Below are 21,223 nucleotides of genomic sequence, written 5' to 3' on the forward strand. Positions count from 1 at the left end.
ACAAAAGCAGGATCAACCGCTATGGTGATCCTGTTTTCTCTGTCAGCTGCACGTTGAATTGTATAACGACAAGTACGTGCTGAAATTTGAGCTACTCGTTGGTTTAGTGATTATCAGTGGTCGAATGATTAGGGACTAGACCGAGCCGAACATCGATGGTGATACTGTTAATCAATTGTTGATGCGTGATCGTTTGCTGTGAGTAGTCATGTCCGTTTAGCGCGACATGCTGAACAAAATTATTATGATCATGATTATTAGCTGTATTTAATTGAATATCATGGTCAGCCAAGTGCAATGTCACGTGGTCAAACGCTGGAATTCCCAGGACGTAGGTGGCATCAGCCGGACAAACTGGATAAAAGCCTAGGCAGGCGAAGATGAACCAACCAGCCATGGAGCCGTTGTCTTCATCACCAGGAAAGCCGGTCGTCGAAGCATCAAATAATTTGCGTAATTGTTTAATGAGTACCTGTGTTTTTTCGGGGTGGCCAGCGTAACTGAAGAGATAGGGCAGGTGGAAGCTTGGTTGATTAGAGATCGCGAGTTGGCCGTAGTCGATCGCCGCCATCTCGCTCATTTCGTGAATGACCATCTGATAGCCGCCCACATGATAACTTGGTTGTGTATTGCACAGGGTAGTGAGTTGCGCATCGAAGCGTTCTGCGCCGCCCAGTGCGGCTATTAACCCTGGAATATCATGAAAGGCGCTATAGCTATTTTGCCAGGCACTGCCCTCGGTGTAGTCGCTTCCCCAGCGATCTGGGACAAACGGTTCCTTGAATTGGCCATCGCTATTTTTAGGACGTAGAAATCCAGATTCAGCGTCTAATAGGTTCAAGTAGCGTTTGGATCGTTTCCAGTAAGTATCAGCAACGGCTGTATCGTCTAAAACGTCTGCCACTTGACCAATACAGTAGTCACTATAGGAATAATCTTGGGTCCAGTTGACACTTTCAGGATACTTGTCCGCTGGAATATAGCCGAGGCGTTCGTAGTCGTCGCTGCCTTGGCGGCCATAGCGTTCGCTTTGAGCAGGTTTAGAATCGCTATCACGCATTGCGGCTAACAATTCCGGCATCAAATCTAGTGCAATCCCTTTTCGAGCACTCTCCGCGATAATTGAATCCACTAGATTGCCAGGCATCATGCCCCGTTCATCTGGTGCGAGCCACCGCGGTAAGAAGCCGGTCTCTTGATAGCTAGTTAGAAACCCTTGCAGGAAGCGTGGTAATAATTCTGGTGCTAGGATTGAGAACAATCCGTAGACCGTCTTGGCAGTATCCCAGAAACCGTTGTTGGTATAAAGCAGGCCCGGTTTGGCCATCCGTGCCTTGGTATCGTAATGAATGGGTTGGTTGTCTTGATCGAGTTCATAAAACCGTTGTGGAAACAGAAATAGGCGGTAGAGGCAGGTGTAGAAAGTCTGTACAAGCGCTGGATGATGATCTTGAATGGTGACACGACTCAAATAATCGTTCCACTGTGCAGCGCTTACATTCTTGAGCGACGTTAAATCGGCGGCTGAAAGGCGTGATAAGTTCAAATGACCTTGTTCGGCGCTAATGTAGGAGGTCGCTAGATGACAGTCAATGGTTGCTTGAGTTGTTGCTAACAAGAGTGTTAATTGATGGCCATCGCCGGTCGTCGCTTGGTGCCAGCCATTCTGGTCATCATAGAAGCCAGAACTAGCTGGGTCGAAGCCAGGAATAGTCAATTCGATGTACATCGTCAGGTTGGGATCTTCGCCACCGTGGTAGTCGCTAACAGTTAGCTGGACGCCAGTTGCCGTGTACGTGAATCTGCCTTGGTCGGGTAGTTGGATCATAAGTCCATGGTGAGCAAGTTCCAGTTGTTGAAAATCGTAGCGGATGATGGCGCCATACGTGGAGGGCACTAACTCAGTTTGGACGTTAAAATGATCGTCATAAATCGCGAGGTGATGCGCATTAAAAGTTGCTTCGCTTGGCCGGTAGTTTCCAGAAAAGTCGGGCCGGCTTTTGGGATCTTGCCATTGCACGCCCATGAGTAGGAGATGGCAATAATCACCAATCCAGGGGCTGGGTTGGTGGGTCAGGCGGATGCCTTCGAATCTAGGGGTATCTGGTTGAAAGAACCACGCGCCTTCACTGCCATTAGTCTGGACGGTAAAGTAGTTCATCCCAAACGGGACGCCGCTATACGGCAGGCAATTCCCGTTGGAGCGTTGGGGGCGATTGGCGGTTCCTTGACGAATATCGATTTGATCAATTTTCACGATGTTAATCCTCCTTGGATGCTGGTTGCAATGGTCGAGTCGAATCACGGGTGATGAGTTGTACGGGTAAACGGATTGTTTCAGTTGTCATTGGTGCGTCTAGTAATAGGTCTACTGCCTTTTTGCCCATCCCTTTAAAATCTTGAGCGATAGTGGTTAGTGTTGGATAAGTCAGATTAGCTGCTTGAATGTTATCAAAGCCAACGATTGAAAGTTGCTGCCAAATCTGATTGTCGACTTGACGTAACTCATTCATTAATTTAATCGCAATCAAGTCGTTTTCGACAACGATGGCGGTGATGTTCTGGTCTTTCAGGAACGTTAACCAGTCTGATGCACTGTACTGGTTCAGTTTAGGCAAATCTGCCAAGGCCGCCACCGGATTTAACTGATGTTGGTGCAGTGCCTGTAAATAGCCAAAATAGCGTTCATAGACCGAGCTTGGTAGAACGGTCTGATTCCGTTGTGCGTAGAATAGGATCTGCTGATGGCCTAGTTCAATTAAGTGGTTCGTGGCAATTTGCCCACCACTAAAGTTGTCGGCACTGACAACGGGGAGCGCTAGTTCAGGCAGGGTCTTATCAAGAATGACGATTGGAACCTGTGCGAGCTTCAGCTTAAAGAGTTGCTCAGCTTCTTGATACAAGTCTTGGGGTAAATAAATGACACCCGCATAGTTTTGCTGGATCTCAAGCGTTGATAATTGAAAAAAGCTGCTTGGATCCATCGTAACGGCTTGATAGTGGTGTTTGCTTGCAGCGGCGCTGACACCAGAGGCATAGTCGCCAAGCCCAGCGTCCGTGGGAAACGGTAAGACCAGTAGAATCTGCTTGCTAGCTGCAGTCTGTACAGTTGGTTGTACAAAGCTACCACTACCTTGCTTACGGTAGATCAGTCCCTGACTTTCCAACTCTGTGAGTGCCCGTTTAGATGTAATTCGACTGACATTAAAGGTTTTAGCGAGTTGTAATTCAGTCGGGAGCTGTTCATTGGCAGTTAAGGTGCCGGCAGTGATTTGTGCTTTTAGGTGATTATAGATGGTTAAATAGCGTGGTTCAGATTTCGACATCAAAAGTTCCTTTCTTCCAAATAAGTTTAGTGTAAATATATCATTTTTGACGATAAAAGGGAAGAATTAGTTGATATTTGATATAGACAATCAGGGTGTACATGCTATAATTAGTTGAAATGATATACCAAATTACGAGGTGAAAACATGACAACCAACTATGTAGATTCGCACGTTCAACAATTTGTGAATAAGATCAATCAATTGAGTCAACCAATCGATCCCCAGTTAGGGACGGTCTTTCAAAAGACGTTTTTGAACACACTAGAGACGACGATTTCAGATGATGAACAAGGTTACGCCTTTATCTTGACCGGTGATATTCCAGCAATGTGGCAACGCGATTCGACGGCCCAGGTTCGACCATATCTGGCACTAGCACATGAGCAACCCGCAATTGCGACTTTAATTACGCGAGTCGTTCAACGCCAATTCTTTAATATGGCGATCGATCCCTACGCTAACGCCTTCAACGAGACGGCCAATGGACACGGTCATCAGACCGATCAGACCGAGATGGGACCGTGGATTTGGGAACGGAAGTTTGAGATCGATTCACTCTGTTATCCGGTTCAGTTGGCCTATCTGTTGTATAAAAATACTGGGGTAACTGCCCAATTCGATGACAATTTTGTAACCGGTGTCAAAAGGCTGCTGACAACCTTTGAGACTGAGCAACATCATGCCACCTCACCATACCGCTTTGTGCGGACTGTCGATCGCCCTGAAGATACACTTGAACGGGATGGTCTGGGGACGCCAGTTGCGGACACCGGGATGATCTGGTCCGGTTTTCGTCCAAGCGATGATGCGTGTGAGTACGGGTATCTGATTCCGGCGAACATGTTTGCCGTTGTGATCTTGGACTATCTACAAGTTATCTTCAGTAGCGTCCTAGATGATCCTAATATCGTTGCTCGAGCACGCCGACTCCAAACCGCAGTTCGTGATGGGATTGAAACGTATGGGTACACCACGAACGCGAATGGTGAAAAAGTCTATGCGTATGAAGTGGATGGTCTCGGTCATGCCAAATTAATGGACGATGGTAATGTTCCCAGCTTGTTGAGCGCGCCGTACCTCGGCTATTGTGATTTGCTGGATCCTAACTATCAACGTACTCGCCAGACTTTGTTGAGTCCGGAAAATCCGTATTATTACAGCGGTCACTTGGCAGCGGGCCAAGGAAGCCCCCACACACCAGCACATTACATTTGGCCAATTGCGATTGCCATGGAAGGCTTGACGACCAATAGTCGTGACCAACAGCTAGCTGCGTTACAGACGTTAATTAAGACCACTGGTGGCACGGACTTGATGCATGAATCGTTCAACGTGGATGACGATACTCAATTCACTCGCGAGTGGTTCTCGTGGGCCAATATGATGTATTGCGAATTGTTACTGACAACACTGGGATTCAAAATTGAGAGGTAATTAAATATGACCAAGAAAAAAGTTTTTATCATTTCCCATAGTCATTGGGACCGCGAGTGGTACATGCCTTTTGAGCAGCACCACATGCGATTAGTCACATTAATCGATAATTTGTTAGATGTTTTCAAACATGACCCAGATTTCGATAGCTTTCACTTAGATGGCCAAATGATTGCTTTGGATGATTACCTGGCAGTTCGTCCAGAACGCAAACCAGAACTCGCAGCTGCCATCAAGGCGGGTAAGCTCCGCATCGGACCATTCTATATCCTCCAGGACGATTTCCTCATCAGTCCTGAATCTAACGTGCGGAATATGATTATTGGCCGTGACCAAGCACGTGAATACGGGCAGGAAGTCCCACTCGGTTATTTCCCAGATACATTCGGTAACATGGGTCAAACGCCACAAATAATGGCCTTAGCCAACTTGAAGACTGCCGCATTTGGCCGCGGCGTGACACCGACTGGGTTTAATAATCAGGTTGGCGATGCGGACTATGCGTCACAATATTCTGAAATGTGGTGGCAAGGTCCTGATGGCACACGCATTTTAGGCTTATTATTTGCTAATTGGTATAGTAATGGGAATGAGATTCCAGTCGAGAAAACCGCTGCGAAGGCTTTCTGGGATCAAAAGTTGGCGGATGCCGAAAAATTTGCCTCGACGGATAACTTACTGATGATGAATGGTGTCGACCACCAGCCAGTTCAACTAGACGTTACGGCGGCAATTAAAGTTGCCAATGAACTCTATCCAGATTATGAATTTATTCATACGAACTTTACTGACTATCTGTCAACGCTGAGTGCGGAATTACCTCAAGATTTAAGTACGATTCATGGGGAGCTGACGAGTCAGGAGACGGATGGCTGGTATACCTTGGCCAATACAGCTTCGAGCCGCGTTTATTTGAAGCAGGAAAACACTAAAAACGAACGCTTGTTAGAAAATCAAGCCGAACCCTTAGCGACCATGGCTTATGCCGCGCAAGATTACCCACACGATCGGCTTCGATATGCCTGGAAATTGTTATTACAGAATCACCCACATGACAGTATTTGTGGTTGTTCTGTCGACGAAGTTCATCGTGAAATGTTAACGCGATTCGCAAAATCGCAAGAAGTGGCTCGATTTATTACCCACGACGCATTGATGACGCTGACGGCGAAAATCAATACCGTTGAATTTGGTGCGCAAGCAAAACCATTTGTGGTGGTCAATACGACTGGATTTACAAAGTCTGGATTGACGCGGATCGTTGTTGAATGGAATCGGATTGATTTTAGTGCCGCTGGCTCGATTCAAGAACAACGGGCCCAACTTGTCCAACAATTAAAGACGCTTCCAGAATTGATGGTCGTGGACGCCCATGGCCAAAGTGTACCGTTCCGTCTGATTGATCAACAAGTGGCATTTCACTATGACTTGCCTAAGGATCGGTTCCGCGAACCTTTCCAGGCAATCGAATTGACGATCGAACTGAATATGGTTGATATGCCAGCTTGTGCATGGCGCACACTAGCGTTACAACCAGCTACCCAGGCAGGTGTGGCAGATTCAGCAGTGAAGGCCCAACCCCGATTGATCAGTAATGAATGGCTAAAGGTCGTGGTCGAAGACGATGGTAGCTTAACGATGACTAATCGCGAGACGGGCAAAGTTTATCATCAAATGTTGGTCTTCGAAGATACGGGTGACATGGGTAATGAGTATATTTATCGGCAGACGGCGGATAATCACGCTTATTATTCAACGGACTTTCCGATGGATGTGCGCTTGGTTCATGCGGACGAATTAGGTAGTGAATTGGAGCTGACTAATTATCTTGAAGTCCCAGTTTCGGCGGATGACCAGTTAGCCCAAGAAACGCAAGCGGTGATTGATATCACAAAGCGGACTGCAAAACGGTCGGCTGAGAAAGTGCCGCTAACTATCACGACCAAGATTCGGCTGAATCCGCATAGTCGCCAATTACAGTTTGAATCACATCTGAATAATCAGGCTAAGGATCATCGGGTACGAGTACTCTTCAAGACGGCACTAGTCGCTGAAACGCACGTCGCTGACTCGATTTATGAAACGGTCACGCGACCTAACCATCCTGCTAAAAATTGGCAGAATCCAACCAATCCACAACATCAACAAGCCTTTGCGAGTGTCTTCAACGAAGCTAATGGTGTCACAGTCGGTAACTTTGGCTTGAATGAGTATGAGATCTTGCCGCAAGATAATACGATTGCGTTGACGATGCTTCGTTGTGTGGGCGAGATGGGTGATTGGGGTTATTTTGCAACACCAGAGGCCCAGTGTCAGGGTGAATTCACCTTTAACTACAGCGTTGAACTGACGGATGGCTCAAAAGCGCAACAGGTGGCTAGTTATCAGCGTGCTCAAGGTGCTCAGACACCATTTAGTGTTCAACAGACAACACGGCACGCTGGCACGTTGGCTGCGGATCATCAGTATCTTGAGGTAAATACGCCGGAATTTGCAGTGACCAGCTTGAAACGAGCCAATACCGGCACGGGAATGACGTTACGCGGCTATAACTTAGGCGATCGCCAAGTGCCATTGAGCGTGTCAGTAGGCGATTTGCAGGCGGAACCCGTCAACTTCTTTGAAGAGCCCTTAACTGATGTCGATTCGACGACATTAGCAGCAGCAGAGATCAAGACGTTATTATTCACGGAAAAGGAGCGCTCATGATGGCACCATTAGGATTGATCGATATTGGTGGCACTTCGATTAAATTTGCGATTTGGCAAGACGCCACATTGATGTCCCACCATGCGATTGAAACGCCGACAACTAAGGCGGCATTTATGGATTTGTTGCAGCGAGAAGTTAACGCGATGAAGGCACAAGCAGACATTGTGGGCGTTGGTATTAGTTCGCCAGGATCCGTGAATAAAGCCACGGGTGTGATCGAAGGTGCGAGTGCGATTCCATACATTCATAATTTTCCGATTCAGGCTGAATTGACAGCGCTGTTCAACTTACCAGTCAGTATGGAAAATGATGCGAATTGCGCGGCGTTGGCAGAAGCAACCACGGGTGCTGGACGAGGTGCAGCCAGTTTAGCCTTCCTCGTGATCGGTACGGGTGTCGGTGGTGCGTTGATTTTCAATCATCAAATCTGGCATGGCGCTCATCTATTTGGTGGTGAATTTGGTTACACGAAGATCGATGCAACCGGTACGTTGAGTGAATTAGGGACCGTTCCGAATGCGATTCGCCGTTATCAGGAAATGACCGGTCAAACGGGTGCGCTATCGGGCCAGCAGTTGTATCAGTTGGCGGATGCGGGTGATATCGCAGCACGCCACGAAATTGAGACAATGTATGACGCGTTGGCTCAAGGCATTTTTAACTTGCAATATAGTTTTGATCCAGAAAAGATTATTCTCGGTGGCGGTGTTTCAAATAACCCAGACTTGATTCCAGGGATTCAGCGGGCGTTAGCTGGAATCTATGAACAAGTTGAAATTGCGACGCTCAAGCCTGAGCTCGCATTGTGTCAGTATACGGATGAAGCTAACTTACGTGGAGCTGCCGTTGATTTTGAACAGTCCCAGCAGGTGTAGGAGGATACAAGCATGGTAACTTTTCCCACTAATTTTGTTTGGGGAGCTGCGACATCTGGCCCTCAGACGGAAGGTAATTTTCATAAGCAACATCAGAATGTATTTGATTACTGGTTCGCAACGGAACCTGACCAATTTGATCAGGGTGTTGGACCAGATACGGCGTCGAACTTTTACAACGATTATGAACAAGATCTGGCGCTGATGGCACAAGCTGGCATTCAAGGGCTGCGAACTTCGATTCAGTGGACCAGGCTGATTGATGATTTTGAAACGGCGAGCTTGAATCGGGATGGTGTCGCCTTCTATAACCGCGTGATCGACGCCATGTTGGCACATCATATTACACCCTACATTAACTTGCATCACTTTGATTTGCCGGTCGAACTCTATGACAAGTATCATGGATGGGAGTCTAAGCATGTTGTTGAGCTATTTGTTAAGTTTGCTGAACAATGCTTCAAGCTATTTGGTGACCGAGTCGATCATTGGTTCACATTCAATGAACCTAAGGTCGTCGTCGATGGTCAATACTTGTATGGCTGGCATTATCCGCAGGTGATTGATGGTCCCAAAGCGGTCCAGGTCGCGTATAACATGAACTTGGCCTCCGCCAAGGCTGTGGCGCGGTTCCATGAAATCTGTCCTGGGGCGAATAAGCAAATTGGCATCATCTTGAATCTAACGCCAGCATATGCAGCTTCTGATGATCCTGCTGATCAAGCTGCGGCTGAATTTGCCGAATTGTGGTCCAACAAACTATTCCTTGATCCAGCCGTATTGGGGCAATTTCCACAACCATTAGTCGATCGCTTGGCTGCGGATGGGGTCTTATGGGATGCGACGCCACAGGAGCTTGCGATTATTGCAGCTAATCCAGTTGATTATTTGGGCGTGAATTACTATCATCCGTTCCGTGTTCAGCGACCAGATATTAGTCCAAAGAGTCTGCAACCATGGATGCCGGATATTTATTTCAAAGAATATGAGCTACCAGGTCGCATTATGAACGTTGATCGTGGCTGGGAGATTTATCCGCAGGCAATGACAGACATTGCCCAAAACATTCAAGAGAATTATGGCAATATTCCGTGGCTAATTTCTGAGAATGGTATGGGTGTCGCCGGTGAAGAGCGATTTATGGATGAACACGGCGTTGTCCAAGATGACTACCGCATCGATTTCATGAAGGAACATCTAACGGCGTTAGCGAAGGGAATTGAAGCTGGTTCAAATTGCCAAGGCTACTTTGTCTGGAGTGGCATTGACTGCTGGTCGTGGAATCATGCCTACCACAATCGATATGGCTTGATTCGCGATGACATTCACACCCAAACTAAGGCGCTGAAAAAGTCAGCAGGATGGTTTGCGGCGACCGGGAGACGGAATGGGTTTTAGATGAAATAGAGTGTATTTAAGTCAGTTTCTGAGGGAAGCTGGCTTTTTTGTGCACTTTTAATTCAGAATCAAAAAATTCATTTCGAGTCGGCTATGTTAACCTAGCATATTTAAAGTCAGCTATGAGTATATCGAATGCTAAATGGAGAAACAAACAAATAAAATGTATTGTTTGTCATAAAATGTTGTTTTTAGCAAAAATAAAGTTGAAAAAAACAACATATTGGCATTATAATAGCAAATGAAAATCAACATATAAAGCTTTTAGGGAGGATTGCGAATATCAATAAATGAAAGCGCTTTATTTATCAGGAAGAAGGGGACGTAAATGGATCTTAAAGCTATCCAAGCAAGAGTACAAAAGTTTGGTGCGACTCTGAGTGATATGGTGATGCCAAATATCGGTGTGTTTATTGGTTGGGGGTTACTAGCCGCGTTATTTATTCCAACCGGTTGGATGCCAAATAAACTATTAAATAGTTTGGTTTCGCCTATTATAACCTATCTATTACCAACTTTGATCGGCTATACTGCCGGTGCGAATATTTATGGGCGTAGAGGTGGTGTGATTGGTGCATTCGCGACGCTCGGAGTTGTGGTCGGTTCAAATGTGACCATGTTAGTCGGCGGAATGATAATGGGTCCTGTAGGAGCACTGTTGTTGCGCAAATTTGATCAAAAAGTCAAAGGCCACATAAAACCAGGTTTAGAGATGCTGATTGATAATTTTTCGTTAGGAATTATTGGCTTTTTACTTGTGGTTATTGGATTCTTGGCTGTAGCACCGATCATAACGAGCATCCAAAACTTTTTATCTGCTGGCGTTAATATCATGATGAAGCATGATATCTTACCATTGACCAGCTTACTTGTACAACCAGCTCAAATTTTGTTTTTGAATAATGCCATTAATCACGGAATAATGGTACCACTCGGCTTGCAACAAGCTGCCGGTGCTGGGAAATCCATACTATTCCTAGTTGAAGCTAATGGTGCAATTTGGCTTGGACTAGTATTGGCCTTTTCAGTTTTTGGAAAAGGTGTGGCAAAGCGGACAGCGCCTGGTGCTGCGGTAATCATGTTTTTAGGTGGTATCGCTGAAGTCTGCTTCCCGTACTGCTTGATGATGCCGTTAACGATTTTAGGACCAATGGCGGGGAATATTTTTTCACTAACTGTTTTGTCATTATTCCATGGAGGAACAGTCGGTCCAGTTTCACCGGGCTCTGTTTTTGCATTTTATATGATGACGCCTAAGGACAGCGTGCTGGTTAATACGGTGGCATATTTTGGTGCCTGCATTGTGTCCTTTGTGGTGACTGGTGCAATCTTGAAGCTTTCGCACCAGCCAGTTGATGTTACTGATAGTCAAAATGCAACTGAAATGGCCAGTAATGACGTTGTGGAAGCTATTCCGGCGGATATTAAGTATTTAGGCAAACCTTTACAACGCATTATTTTTGCATGCGATGCGGGGATGGGCTCTTCCGCAATGGGAGCTTCAATATTGAGTGCAGAATTACAAAAGAAGGGGATGGATCCACAAGTCGATCATATGGCAATTGCCAAAATTGGTGAGGAAGTCGATCACGCTGACTTAATTGTGACCAATAACAATCTAGAAGAGCGCGCACATATGATGAGCAAGGACCAATTGCCGATCTTAACGGTTAAAAATTTCATGGATCGTGGTGAATACAAGGATATCGTAGCTATTATAGGCAAAATGTTTGCTCAAGATCCATCAACTGAAATGCCAACGGACAACGATGAATTAGATGATCAATCTGTTGGTACGGTGGATGCGGATATTATGCCCGAGAAAAACATTGTTTTAGATGCTAGTTTTCGTACAAAAAAAGAAGCAATTAACGCTTGTGCGGATCTACTAATTGCCGGCGGGTATGCTAGTCCTGAATATCGGAAAGAAATGTTTGCTCGTGATGAAGATGTATCTGTCTATATGGGGAATGGTGTTGCACTCCCACACGGACTAACGATGTCAGATTCAATCAAGCATTCTGGTATCTGCTTTATCCAAGTACCTCAAGGTGTCGATTTTGATGGGAACAAAGTTTATTTAATCGTTGGTCTTGCAGGAAAGGGCGAGGAGCACATTCAATTATTGGGGAAGATTGCACAATCACTAACGGAAGAAGGGAATATTGACAAGTTACGTACGGCAACAGATAAGCAGCAAATCATTGATATTTTAGACATTAATCACTAGAAGTCTCAACTTGGAGGATGATTGGTATGGCATTAGCAGTACATTTTGGAGCAGGAAAAATTGGACGTGGCTTTATCGCGAATTTGTTACATCAGACGGGTTACCATGTTGTTTTTGCGGATGTTGTCCAAGAAACAATTGATAAGTTAAAGAAGGAGCAACAATATACGCTGTTTTTAATTGATCATAATTATGATGAGCAATTAATTGATGATGTAGACGCGTATTCCACTATCAATGAAGCTGATAAAGTAGTGGATGCGATTCAAGAGGCGGAAGTAGTGACGACTTCTGTAATGGCGACTAATTTGGATAAGGTTGCACCGTTAATTGCAAAGGGACTCAAACGGCGGGTTGGGTCACATAAGCCCAAAATTACAGTGATGGCGTGCGAAAATGCAATGATGGGGACGAATATTCTAGTTAAGGCGATGTTAGCAACCGGCGAAATTACGACAGACGAATTGAACGAGGTCGGGGTCTATCCGAATACGGCAGTTGATAGGGTCGTGTTTGATGGACATCATCATGGAAAAGATGGGATTGAAATTGGTGATGCGTATGAACTTGCAATTGAAAAAAATAAGTTAGCCGATACCAATACTCAACCGATTAAAAATGCTGAATATGTCGAAAACCTAGAGATGTATCTACAACGTAAAATTTATATGATCAATTGTGGACACGCTATTAGTGCCTATTTAGGTCAAGCAAACGGTTATAAGACGGTACAAGAGGTATTGAAGGACCCTCAACTGTTAGAACAGGTTAAGACTGCAATGATGGAATCAGCGGGTGCCTTAGAGAAGAAATATGGATTTGAGCATACGACATTGGTCACTTATATGAATAAAATGTTTGTTAAGCGGATGACAACACCTGGGTTGTCAGATCCAGTTGAGCGAGTTGGCCGTGAACCAATTAGAAAATTAGCAGCAAATGATCGAATTATTGGACCTGCACTGCAGTGTGAGGCGTACAAATTAGCTAATGATCACTTGTTACATGGTGCAGCGTATGGATTCCACTTTCAAAATCCTGATGATCAGCAGGCAGTTGAGATTCAAACTTCGATTGAACAAAATGGAATTAAGGAGACTGTTGCAAAATATACGCAACAGCCCGTAGACAGTCGAATCGTTGCGGTTATCAGCGACGATTACGAACAGATTAGCAAAGGATAGCTACAGCTAGAAAGTATGCGAGCAATAAGACGAGCCGCATGGAAATACATTGTTTCCATGCGGCTCGTCTCGTTGTATATAAAGTGATAAATGTCAGCTAGGCAATAATGACATCGGTTAATTTACTAAGGTTGCTTTCGATCTTTGGCGGTAAATTTTTATCCGTGACCAAGTAATCGATGTTATGCCAGTCAGTATATTGTGTTAATGAAGAGTAACTGGCCTTGGAACTGTCGGCCAGTACAATATTCACGCGACTATTCTCAATAATTTTCTTTTTAATTTCGCTACCATCAAAACTGTTGATCGTAGGGCCTTGGTGTTCTGCAAATCCAGAAGTGCCTAATAGGGCGTAATTAATTTTGATCTTATCTATGAAATTCAATGCTTGACTGCCAATTGTGGAGGCAGTGAGAGGATCGTAACTGCCGCCGACACTAATAATCGAGTTATTGCTATCGGCCAATTCGTTGACGACGGGAAAAGAATTCGTGATTACGGTGAAATCTCGATAGTCGCTTAAAATTTTGGCAAATGTTTGTAGCGTGCTACCTGCATCGATGAATATCAGCGAATGGGGTGCTAATAAACTCAAGGCTTTTTGACAGATTTTAATTTTAACGGATTCGTTCTCATGCATGCGCTGTGCCACTGGGGCGTCATTAAAATCCTGAGCAGGCATTACAGCGCCGTACCACTTCTTTACTACCCCGGATTTATCTAGCTCATGTAAATCACGCCGAATTGTTTCACGTGAAACGTTAAATTGTGCCGCGAGATCTGCAATACGCATTGTCCCTTGTGCTGTGATTAGGTCAACGATTTTTTTCTGCCGCTCTTCTGCTTTATTCTTTGCCATCTCTTCAGATCCTTTCAATTAACATTTTATCAAAACCACAAATAAGTACAACTAAAATTCAAAAAATGTGCGTTTTATTTAATTAATGAGTTTAATTACACAAAAAATGTTGCAAAAAACACAAAATGGAACTATACTGAATTTGTAAATAAAAAGAGTGCAGGAGGAATTAATAATGAAATTGCAATTGGTGTTAGATGATATTTCGTTGACGGATGCGTTGATCTTGGCTGAAAAAGTTCGGGACTATGTCGATATTTTTGAGATTGGATCGCCCTTTATTATTGCTGAAGGAATGCATGCTGTACGGGAATTCCGGCGTAATTTCCCTGAAAAAGAAATTCTAGCTGATACTAAAATTATGGATGCTGGTGCATATGAAGCCGGACTGACATTTGAAGCTGGTGCTGACTATTGCACAGTGCTGAGTGTTACAGATACATTGACAATTCAAGCTTGCCTCGAAGAAGCTAAAAAATATAATAAGCAGGTCTTTGTAGATACGATCTGTTCTCCTAATCTTGATGAGCGAATCAAAGAGATTGAAGCTGTTGGTGTGGATAGTATTAGTGTTCATGTAGGTGTTGACCAGCAGGCTGTCGGAAAGACACCTTTGAATGCATTAAAAGAAGTGAAAGCAATCAGTAAAACCTCTCAGATTTCCGTCGCAGGTGGGATTAAGGTTAATACTGTTGAGGAATACGAAAAAGTTGGTGCGGATATTGTTATCGTCGGTGGTGGGATCAACCATGCCGCTGATCCAGTTGCAACCGCCAAAGCGCTCGGAACCAAAATTCATTCATTTACAAGTGAAAATGTAACCGCTTAATATTGGGAGGTCAAATCATGCAATCAAAAAATATGGCTACTATTATTAGTGAACTGGATACTTATAGTGTGGGCGTTAGTGAGGAAGATGTTGACAATTTAGCACAGCTAATTGTTAAGTCTAATCGTATCTTTATCGCTGGAGCTGGTCGCTCAGGATTTGCAGCTAAAGGGTTTGCCAATCGACTCATGCATTTGAACTTAGAAGCACATTTTGTCGGAGATCCAACCACGCCATCTATCCAGCCTGGAGACTTACTGATTATCGGATCAGGATCAGGATCGACGAGTAGTCTAGTTGCCAATGCAAAAAAAGCTAAAAACGCAGGTGCCAAACTAGCGACAGTGACCATCTATCCCATGGCAACAATCGGGAGCCTTGCGGATGTCATCGTAACGGTACCTGGAGAAACACCAAAGAACGATAGTGGGGCTGCTGATACAGCTTCTTCTGTTCAACCGATGGGGAGCTTATTTGAACAACTAAGCTGGTTAACGTACGATGCAGTTGTTTTACAGTTGATGGGACTCTTACATGAAACGACAGATACAATGTTTCCCCGTCATGCTAATTTGGAATAAGTTATTTACAAGGGTAAGTTTTATGGGTCTTAAATGATTGATCGTAATTTACACTTGAACATGATTTTACTAGACTGGCAAAAGAAAAGAACTGAGTGGTTATTCAGTTCTTTTCTTTTGGCTTATCGGTAAAGTATTTATTGACTTTTAACATGTAAGGGGTTACATTCTATTTAAGCAAACGTTTGCTTAAATCATAATTGTAATAAAAAGGATGGATTATTTTGGAGAAATGGTGGAAAAATGCAGTTGTATATCAGGTTTATCCTTCTAGCTATCAAGATAGCAATAATGATGGTATCGGTGATTTGCCGGGGATCACTAAGAGACTGGATTATATTAAAAAATTAGGCGTTGATATTGTCTGGCTGAGTCCAATTTATCAGTCGCCACAAGTTGATAATGGGTATGATATTTCGGATTATCGCGCAATCAATCCGGATTTTGGGAGTATGCAAGATTTTGATCGGTTGTTGGAGAAGGCACATGATCTTGGCCTCAAGATTATGATGGATCTGGTTGTCAATCATACTTCTGATGAAAATAAATGGTTTGAAGAATCGCGTAAGAGTACAACTAATCCATATCGTGATTACTATATTTGGCGTGATGGTAAAGATGGCATGGTTCCTAATAATTGGGGATCCTTCTTCCGTGGCCCAGCTTGGAAATATGACGAGCAAACGGGGCAATATTATTTGCATCTATTTGCGCCACAACAACCAGACTTAAATTGGGAGAATCCCAATGTTCGTCATTCCGTATATGACATGATGAACTGGTGGGCTAGCAAGGGCGTCGATGGCTTTAGAATGGACGTTATCAACTATATTTCTAAGCCTGCAGGGTTGCCTAATGCCAAGTTGCAACCAGATGAAGATCTTGGCAACCCTGAGCCATTAGTTGCTAATGGACCTCGTGTTCATGAGTTTCTTCAAGAAATGAATCAGAACGTGATGAGTAAACATAAAATGGTTACGGTTGGTGAAGCACCCGCTGTAACAACGGATGAAGCCATGAAGTATGCCAATCTGAATGGCAAAGAATTGGATATGGTCTTTCAATTTGAACATATGGGCTTAGACGGCAACGCTAATCCTGTCTTAGGCCATTGGTCTGACCGGAGAGCCTCACTGACAGATCTTAGAGATAATCTGACTAAGTGGCAAGAAGCGCTCGCAGGCAAGGCTTGGAATTCGCTTTACTGGAATAACCACGATCAACCAAGAGTCGTTTCAAGATTCGGTAACGATAGCACTGAAGAGTATCGGGTTCTTAGTGCTAAGATGCTTGCGACAATGCTTCATTTTCAGCAAGGAACTCCTTTTATCTTTGAGGGTGAAAAAATCGGTATGACTAACAGCTACTTCAAGAAGTTGAGTGATTACGTTGATCTTGATTCGATCAATACTTATCACCAGTTTGTTGATAAGCAGCATTTGGTTGATAGCCAGACCATGCTTAAATATCTAGCGCTACACAGTCGTGATAATGCACGTACACCAATGCAGTGGGATTCAAGCGAAAATGGTGGCTTTTCTAAGCATGAGCCATGGGAACACGTCAATCCAAACTATAAGCACATTAATGTTGAACAATCCTTGAGTGATCCCAATTCTGTCTTCTATTACTATCAAAAGCTAATCAAATTGCGTCATGAACTACCCGTTATTACGGATGGTCGATACAGCTTAGTTAAAGGAAATGAGGACGATAAGGAAGTTTATGCCTACACGCGTCAAGATCAAACAACGACGCTGTTAATCGTTCTGAATTATACAGAAAATACGTTGGATCGCGATTATCAAGTGCCCGAAGATGCGGACCTGATTATTAGTAATTATGCCGATGATCAAGGGAAGACACTTCGACCATATGAAGCCAAGGTTTATAAATATTAAATACGTGAGAAGGAACCGATTATGAAAAAAGTATCCGCTGAAAATATGGCTAATACATCGGTAAAAGAGCAGAAAAAAACTGAATCATTGGGATTTGATAACGCACTACCTACCTTACCAATTAAGACAATCCTGGCGATGACATTTGGCTGTATCGGTGTCAACATGGCCTTTACATTGCAAGGCTCACAAATGAGTCGAATCACACAAACGATTGGTGTTAATCCGAATAGCTTAGGCTGGTTCTTCCTATTACCACCCCTGTTAGGCATGTTTGTTCAACCATTATTGGGTAAGTATTCTGATAGTACGTGGACACGCTGGGGACGTCGGATTCCCTACTTGTTAGTTGGGGCGCCGATCACCGTAATTGTCATGATTATGCTGCCATTCACGGGATCATTCGGCTTTGGCTATGGGTCAATGACAGCGATGGTGTACGCAGCGATTGCGATCGCACTAATGGATTTATTCAGTAATGTGTGTTTGGCACCGTACAAAATGTTGGCTGGTGATATGGTCAACGAGAAACAAAAAAATTTGGCTTGGTCATGGCAACAAGTATTCGGTTATGTGGGTGGGATTTTAGCTGCCTTACTACCTTACATTTTAACTAAGTTAGGTGTGGCCAATACAGCTGGCAAAGGGCAGGTTCCAGCAACGGTTATTTGGGCATATTTGATTGGTGCGGCGATGTTGCTGATAACTAGTTTTGTTACGATCTTCAATGTGCATGAATATGATCCTAAAACCTATGCAAAATATCATAAAATTAATGAAGATAAGCAACAAGTTACGCCTAGTTTGTGGAAATTATTAAAAACGGCACCGAGATCGTTCTGGGAACTGGCAATCGTACAACTATTCAGTTGGATCGGTATTATGTACACGTGGACTTATGCGACAGGCGCCATGGCCAATAACATTTGGAATACCACCAACCCATCCTCATCCGGCTTTCAAGCCGCGGGTAACTGGTATGGCGTTATGACAGCATTCTATAGTGTTGCCGCATTACTGTGGGGCTTGTTCTATGCGAAAACTAAGGCTAACCAGCGTAAGTTCTGGTATTCATTTGGACTGTTTGCAGATGCCATTAGTATCATTATTGTCGCAACGACCCATAATCAATGGGTAGCGTTAATCGCCTTTGCATTGTATGGTATCGGTAACTTTACGATTAACACGCTACCATATACTATGTTAACGACATCATTGGATGGCCGTAACAACGGCTCATATCTCGGACTATTCAATATTGCAGTTTGCTTACCACAAATTATTGGGTCACTGGCAAGCTTCGTTATTTTCCCAATGGTTGGAAATAGTCAAAGTATGATGATGATTATCGGATTTGTTGCGATGGTTATCGGTAGTTTCTCAGTACTAATCGTCCATGAAGGTAAATAGATCTGTCCGAATTAAGACGATATTTTCAACAAAGTAATTTTAGAGTAAACTTAGAGTAAATCACAAGATAGGGAGGGCGATTGAATGGCTGTTACGATTAAAGATATTGCACGTAAAGTTGGCGTGGCACCATCAACCGTGTCTCGTGTTTTATCAAATAAGTCTAAGTATTATACGTCTGAGACCGCGGAAATGGTTAGAAATGCCGCCAAGGAGCTCGGTTATAAAAAGAATCAAGCGGCGGTCGAGTTGGTCAAGAAGCGTAGCAATGTGATTGCAGCAGTTGTTAGTTCAGTAAAGACCAACTTTGCGGAACAAATCATTGATGGCATTCAGCAAGAAGCACGTCAGAATGGCTATAACTTAATTATCGTCTACTCAGGTAGTGCCGACCCTGAAGAACAACGCCATGCGCTACTGACCGCAATTGAGCGACCGGTCATGGGGATATTGCTGCTATCAATTGCCCTCACAGATGATAATTTAGCGCTCTTACAAAGTTCAGATGTTCCCTATTGTTTTTTGTCGATGGGATTTGATGACGACCGACCGTTTATAAGTTCGGATGACGAGGCGATCGGTTATCAGGCAACCAAGCTATTGATTAATAAAGGGCATCGCAAGATTGGTATCGCTGGTATTGACCAGTATCCGTATACAGGGCGCAGACGGTTAGAAGGATATAAAAAGGCCTTGAAAGAGGCCGATATAACGGTATCACAAGATTGGATTCAGCCAGGAGATTACAGCTATGCTTCCGGAGAGGCTGCTATGAAGGCTTTCGGGAAACATACAGAGTTAACCGGCGTCATTGCGGCAAGCGATATGACAGCCATTGGTGTGTTGAATCAAGCTAATTCTTTTGGCATTGCCGTGCCGACTGACTTATCCATTGTAAGTATTGATGGTACCGAGATGTGCAACATTACTCGACCACAATTAACGAGTATTTCACAGGACTTTTTTCAAATGGGTGTTATTGGTGTTCAGATGCTACAGCAGAGTGTGGCTGATGGCAGTGAACGAGTTGATTCGCAACAATTCTTACCCGTAAGTGCTGTTAATCGGAAGAGTGTTAGGACGTTGGATTAGAAAAGATAGTTGCTGGTAGGAGGGAATTCTACTTGCGGCTATCTTTTTTTGTTTGGATTAAGAAGTATGGGTGTTTCAGATATAAGTAAAGGTAATATAGTACAATACAGAATTACGTTGGCTAATTTCATTACTGAATACCTTATTGTTTTAATACTTACCTTACTAAACAGAACTCGATATTTTAGATAATGGAAAAATATTTAATTGATAAATCTTTGTAATACCAACGTTTGTCGTCTATTAGCAAACTTATTTTCATTAATTTATGGAAAATAACAACGTTAAACACAAGTTACATTTAAGGTATTCTGAATACAAAAGCAGGTATATTAATTAAGGGGTGGATTAAATATGTCGACTGATTGGCTGAATATGGAAAATAAAATCGTTATTGTTACAGGTGGTTCATCTGGTATTGGTGATGCAATTATTAAATCATTATTGGCTAAAGGTGCTAGGGTTGTTGATCTAGATTTGCAACCGAGTGCAAGGCAGAGTCCTAATCTGGATTTTATTAAATGTGATGTTTCATCTGAAGATTCGGTTACTCATTCAATTGATCAGGTGTTAGGTAAGTTTGACCAAATTGATGGGTTAGTCAATAACGCTGGAATCAATTTACCGCGTTTATTAGTGGATGAACAAGCACCACATGGTGGATATGAACTTAATACGGAAGTCTTTAATAAAATGTTTGCGGTAAATGTGAGAAGCACATTTTTAATGTCTCAAATGGTTGGCCGACAAATGGTAAGGCAACGGTCAGGGATTATTGTTAACATGTCATCCGAAGCAGGGCTGGAAGGATCTCAGGGACAAAGCGTCTATTCTGCAACCAAAGGGGCAATCAATGGGTTAACCCGGTCGTGGGCTAAGGAATTGGGTGTATTTAATATCCGAGTTGTAGGAGTTGCACCCGGAATCATGGATGCAACTGGTTTACGAACGCCAGTGTATGAAGAAGCATTAGCATATTCACGGCATCAGACAGTTCAGCAATTACGTGGAGGCTACACAAGTAAGCATACGACACCATTGGGACGGAGCGGACATCTATACGAGGTGGCAGATTTAGTTAGGGACTGTCTGAAAACTAAAAATTCAGGTATAATCTGAGGAAAAACGAATCGAGGCATTCCGATGACAACACCTAAACGATACGAACTGGAAGATGCTCAGTGGGACCGAATCAAAGGATACTTCCCGCCATACCGGATTGGCCGTCCATCAAGCCTAGACAACCGTACCGCCCTCAACGCTATCCTCTGGCTCATGCGCAGCGGGGCTCCTTGGCGTGATCTACCTGAACGCTATGGCTCTTGGAAAACGGTGTATAGTCGCTTCCGAGCCTGGGTAAGTTCAGGCTTGTTCGAACAGGTTTTTCTC

The 21,223-nt window shown here is 43.8% G+C and carries 16 protein-coding genes; 13 read left to right on the top strand and 3 right to left on the bottom strand.

Annotation, left to right across the window (positions count from 1 at the left end; all coding sequences use genetic code 11):
- Positions 1 to 103: 103 nt before the first annotated feature.
- Both MZO40_RS02670 and MZO40_RS02675 read right to left on the bottom strand, forming a co-directional pair.
- Entirely contained in the window at positions 104 to 2,257 is a 2,154-nt protein-coding gene (locus tag MZO40_RS02670; RefSeq protein WP_216681129.1) for a GH92 family glycosyl hydrolase, read from the bottom strand.
- 4 nt (positions 2,258 to 2,261) lie between these two features.
- Positions 2,262 to 3,326 carry a substrate-binding domain-containing protein gene (locus tag MZO40_RS02675; protein WP_252133081.1) on the bottom strand — a complete coding sequence of 355 codons (1,065 nt, stop codon included), beginning with the start codon at positions 3,324 to 3,326 and terminating at the stop codon, positions 2,262 to 2,264.
- Between the two features lie 147 nt (positions 3,327 to 3,473).
- Between MZO40_RS02675 and MZO40_RS02680 the strand changes: the two genes are divergently transcribed.
- The 6 genes from MZO40_RS02680 to MZO40_RS02705 all read left to right on the top strand — a co-directional run bounded on the left by MZO40_RS02680 (position 3,474) and on the right by MZO40_RS02705 (position 13,162).
- Complete coding sequence (locus MZO40_RS02680) at positions 3,474 to 4,763, top strand: glycoside hydrolase family 125 protein (RefSeq protein WP_105961174.1); 1,290 nt, start codon at positions 3,474 to 3,476, stop codon at positions 4,761 to 4,763.
- Between the two features lie 6 nt (positions 4,764 to 4,769).
- The gene (locus tag MZO40_RS02685; protein ID WP_252133082.1) at positions 4,770 to 7,472 is read left to right on the top strand and encodes an alpha-mannosidase; all 2,703 of its coding nucleotides are present in this window, start codon (positions 4,770 to 4,772) and stop codon (positions 7,470 to 7,472) included.
- The gene (locus tag MZO40_RS02690; RefSeq protein WP_056952965.1) at positions 7,472 to 8,350 is read left to right on the top strand and encodes an ROK family protein; all 879 of its coding nucleotides are present in this window, start codon (positions 7,472 to 7,474) and stop codon (positions 8,348 to 8,350) included. The genes MZO40_RS02685 and MZO40_RS02690 overlap by 1 nt, the downstream gene beginning before the upstream one ends.
- Positions 8,351 to 8,362: 12 nt before the next feature.
- Positions 8,363 to 9,748 carry a glycoside hydrolase family 1 protein gene (locus MZO40_RS02695; protein ID WP_105961172.1) on the top strand — a complete coding sequence of 462 codons (1,386 nt, stop codon included), beginning with the start codon at positions 8,363 to 8,365 and terminating at the stop codon, positions 9,746 to 9,748.
- Positions 9,749 to 10,076: 328 nt separating this feature from the next.
- Positions 10,077 to 11,978, top strand: coding sequence for a PTS mannitol transporter subunit IICBA (locus tag MZO40_RS02700; protein ID WP_056952969.1), 1,902 nt, complete (start codon positions 10,077 to 10,079; stop codon positions 11,976 to 11,978).
- A gap of 26 nt (positions 11,979 to 12,004) precedes the next feature.
- The gene (locus MZO40_RS02705) at positions 12,005 to 13,162 is read left to right on the top strand and encodes a mannitol dehydrogenase (protein ID WP_216681131.1); all 1,158 of its coding nucleotides are present in this window, start codon (positions 12,005 to 12,007) and stop codon (positions 13,160 to 13,162) included.
- Positions 13,163 to 13,259: 97 nt separating this feature from the next.
- Here MZO40_RS02705 and MZO40_RS02710 read toward each other — a convergent pair whose 3' ends face one another.
- Positions 13,260 to 14,021, bottom strand: coding sequence for a DeoR/GlpR family DNA-binding transcription regulator (locus tag MZO40_RS02710; RefSeq protein WP_050338107.1), 762 nt, complete (start codon positions 14,019 to 14,021; stop codon positions 13,260 to 13,262).
- 175 nt (positions 14,022 to 14,196) lie between these two features.
- On the opposite strand from MZO40_RS02710, the gene hxlA reads away from it, so the two are divergent.
- The 7 genes from hxlA to MZO40_RS02745 all read left to right on the top strand — a co-directional run.
- Positions 14,197 to 14,850, top strand: coding sequence for a 3-hexulose-6-phosphate synthase (gene hxlA, locus MZO40_RS02715; RefSeq protein ID WP_252133083.1), 654 nt, complete (start codon positions 14,197 to 14,199; stop codon positions 14,848 to 14,850).
- 17 nt (positions 14,851 to 14,867) lie between these two features.
- The gene (gene hxlB, locus MZO40_RS02720; RefSeq protein WP_105961642.1) at positions 14,868 to 15,431 is read left to right on the top strand and encodes a 6-phospho-3-hexuloisomerase; all 564 of its coding nucleotides are present in this window, start codon (positions 14,868 to 14,870) and stop codon (positions 15,429 to 15,431) included.
- Positions 15,432 to 15,655: 224 nt separating this feature from the next.
- A complete protein-coding gene (locus MZO40_RS02725; RefSeq protein ID WP_252133084.1) occupies positions 15,656 to 17,332 on the top strand; it encodes an alpha-glucosidase in 1,677 nt (558 codons plus the stop codon).
- Between the two features lie 21 nt (positions 17,333 to 17,353).
- On the top strand, positions 17,354 to 18,742 hold the full coding sequence (locus tag MZO40_RS02730; protein ID WP_181186579.1) for an SLC45 family MFS transporter: 1,389 nt from the start codon (positions 17,354 to 17,356) through the stop codon (positions 18,740 to 18,742).
- Positions 18,743 to 18,826: 84 nt separating this feature from the next.
- Positions 18,827 to 19,834: a LacI family DNA-binding transcriptional regulator gene (locus MZO40_RS02735; protein WP_050338111.1), complete on the top strand. Its 1,008-nt coding sequence runs from the start codon at positions 18,827 to 18,829 to the stop codon at positions 19,832 to 19,834.
- Between the two features lie 354 nt (positions 19,835 to 20,188).
- A complete protein-coding gene (locus tag MZO40_RS02740; protein WP_105961640.1) occupies positions 20,189 to 20,953 on the top strand; it encodes an SDR family oxidoreductase in 765 nt (254 codons plus the stop codon).
- 24 nt (positions 20,954 to 20,977) lie between these two features.
- Positions 20,978 to 21,223, top strand: a 246-nt coding sequence (locus MZO40_RS02745) for a transposase (protein WP_252133085.1), incomplete at its 3' end; no start/stop codon positions are given.

The sequence above is a fragment of the Lactiplantibacillus sp. B652 genome (assembly GCF_023806745.1).
GTDB lineage: Bacteria > Bacillota > Bacilli > Lactobacillales > Lactobacillaceae > Lactiplantibacillus > Lactiplantibacillus pentosus.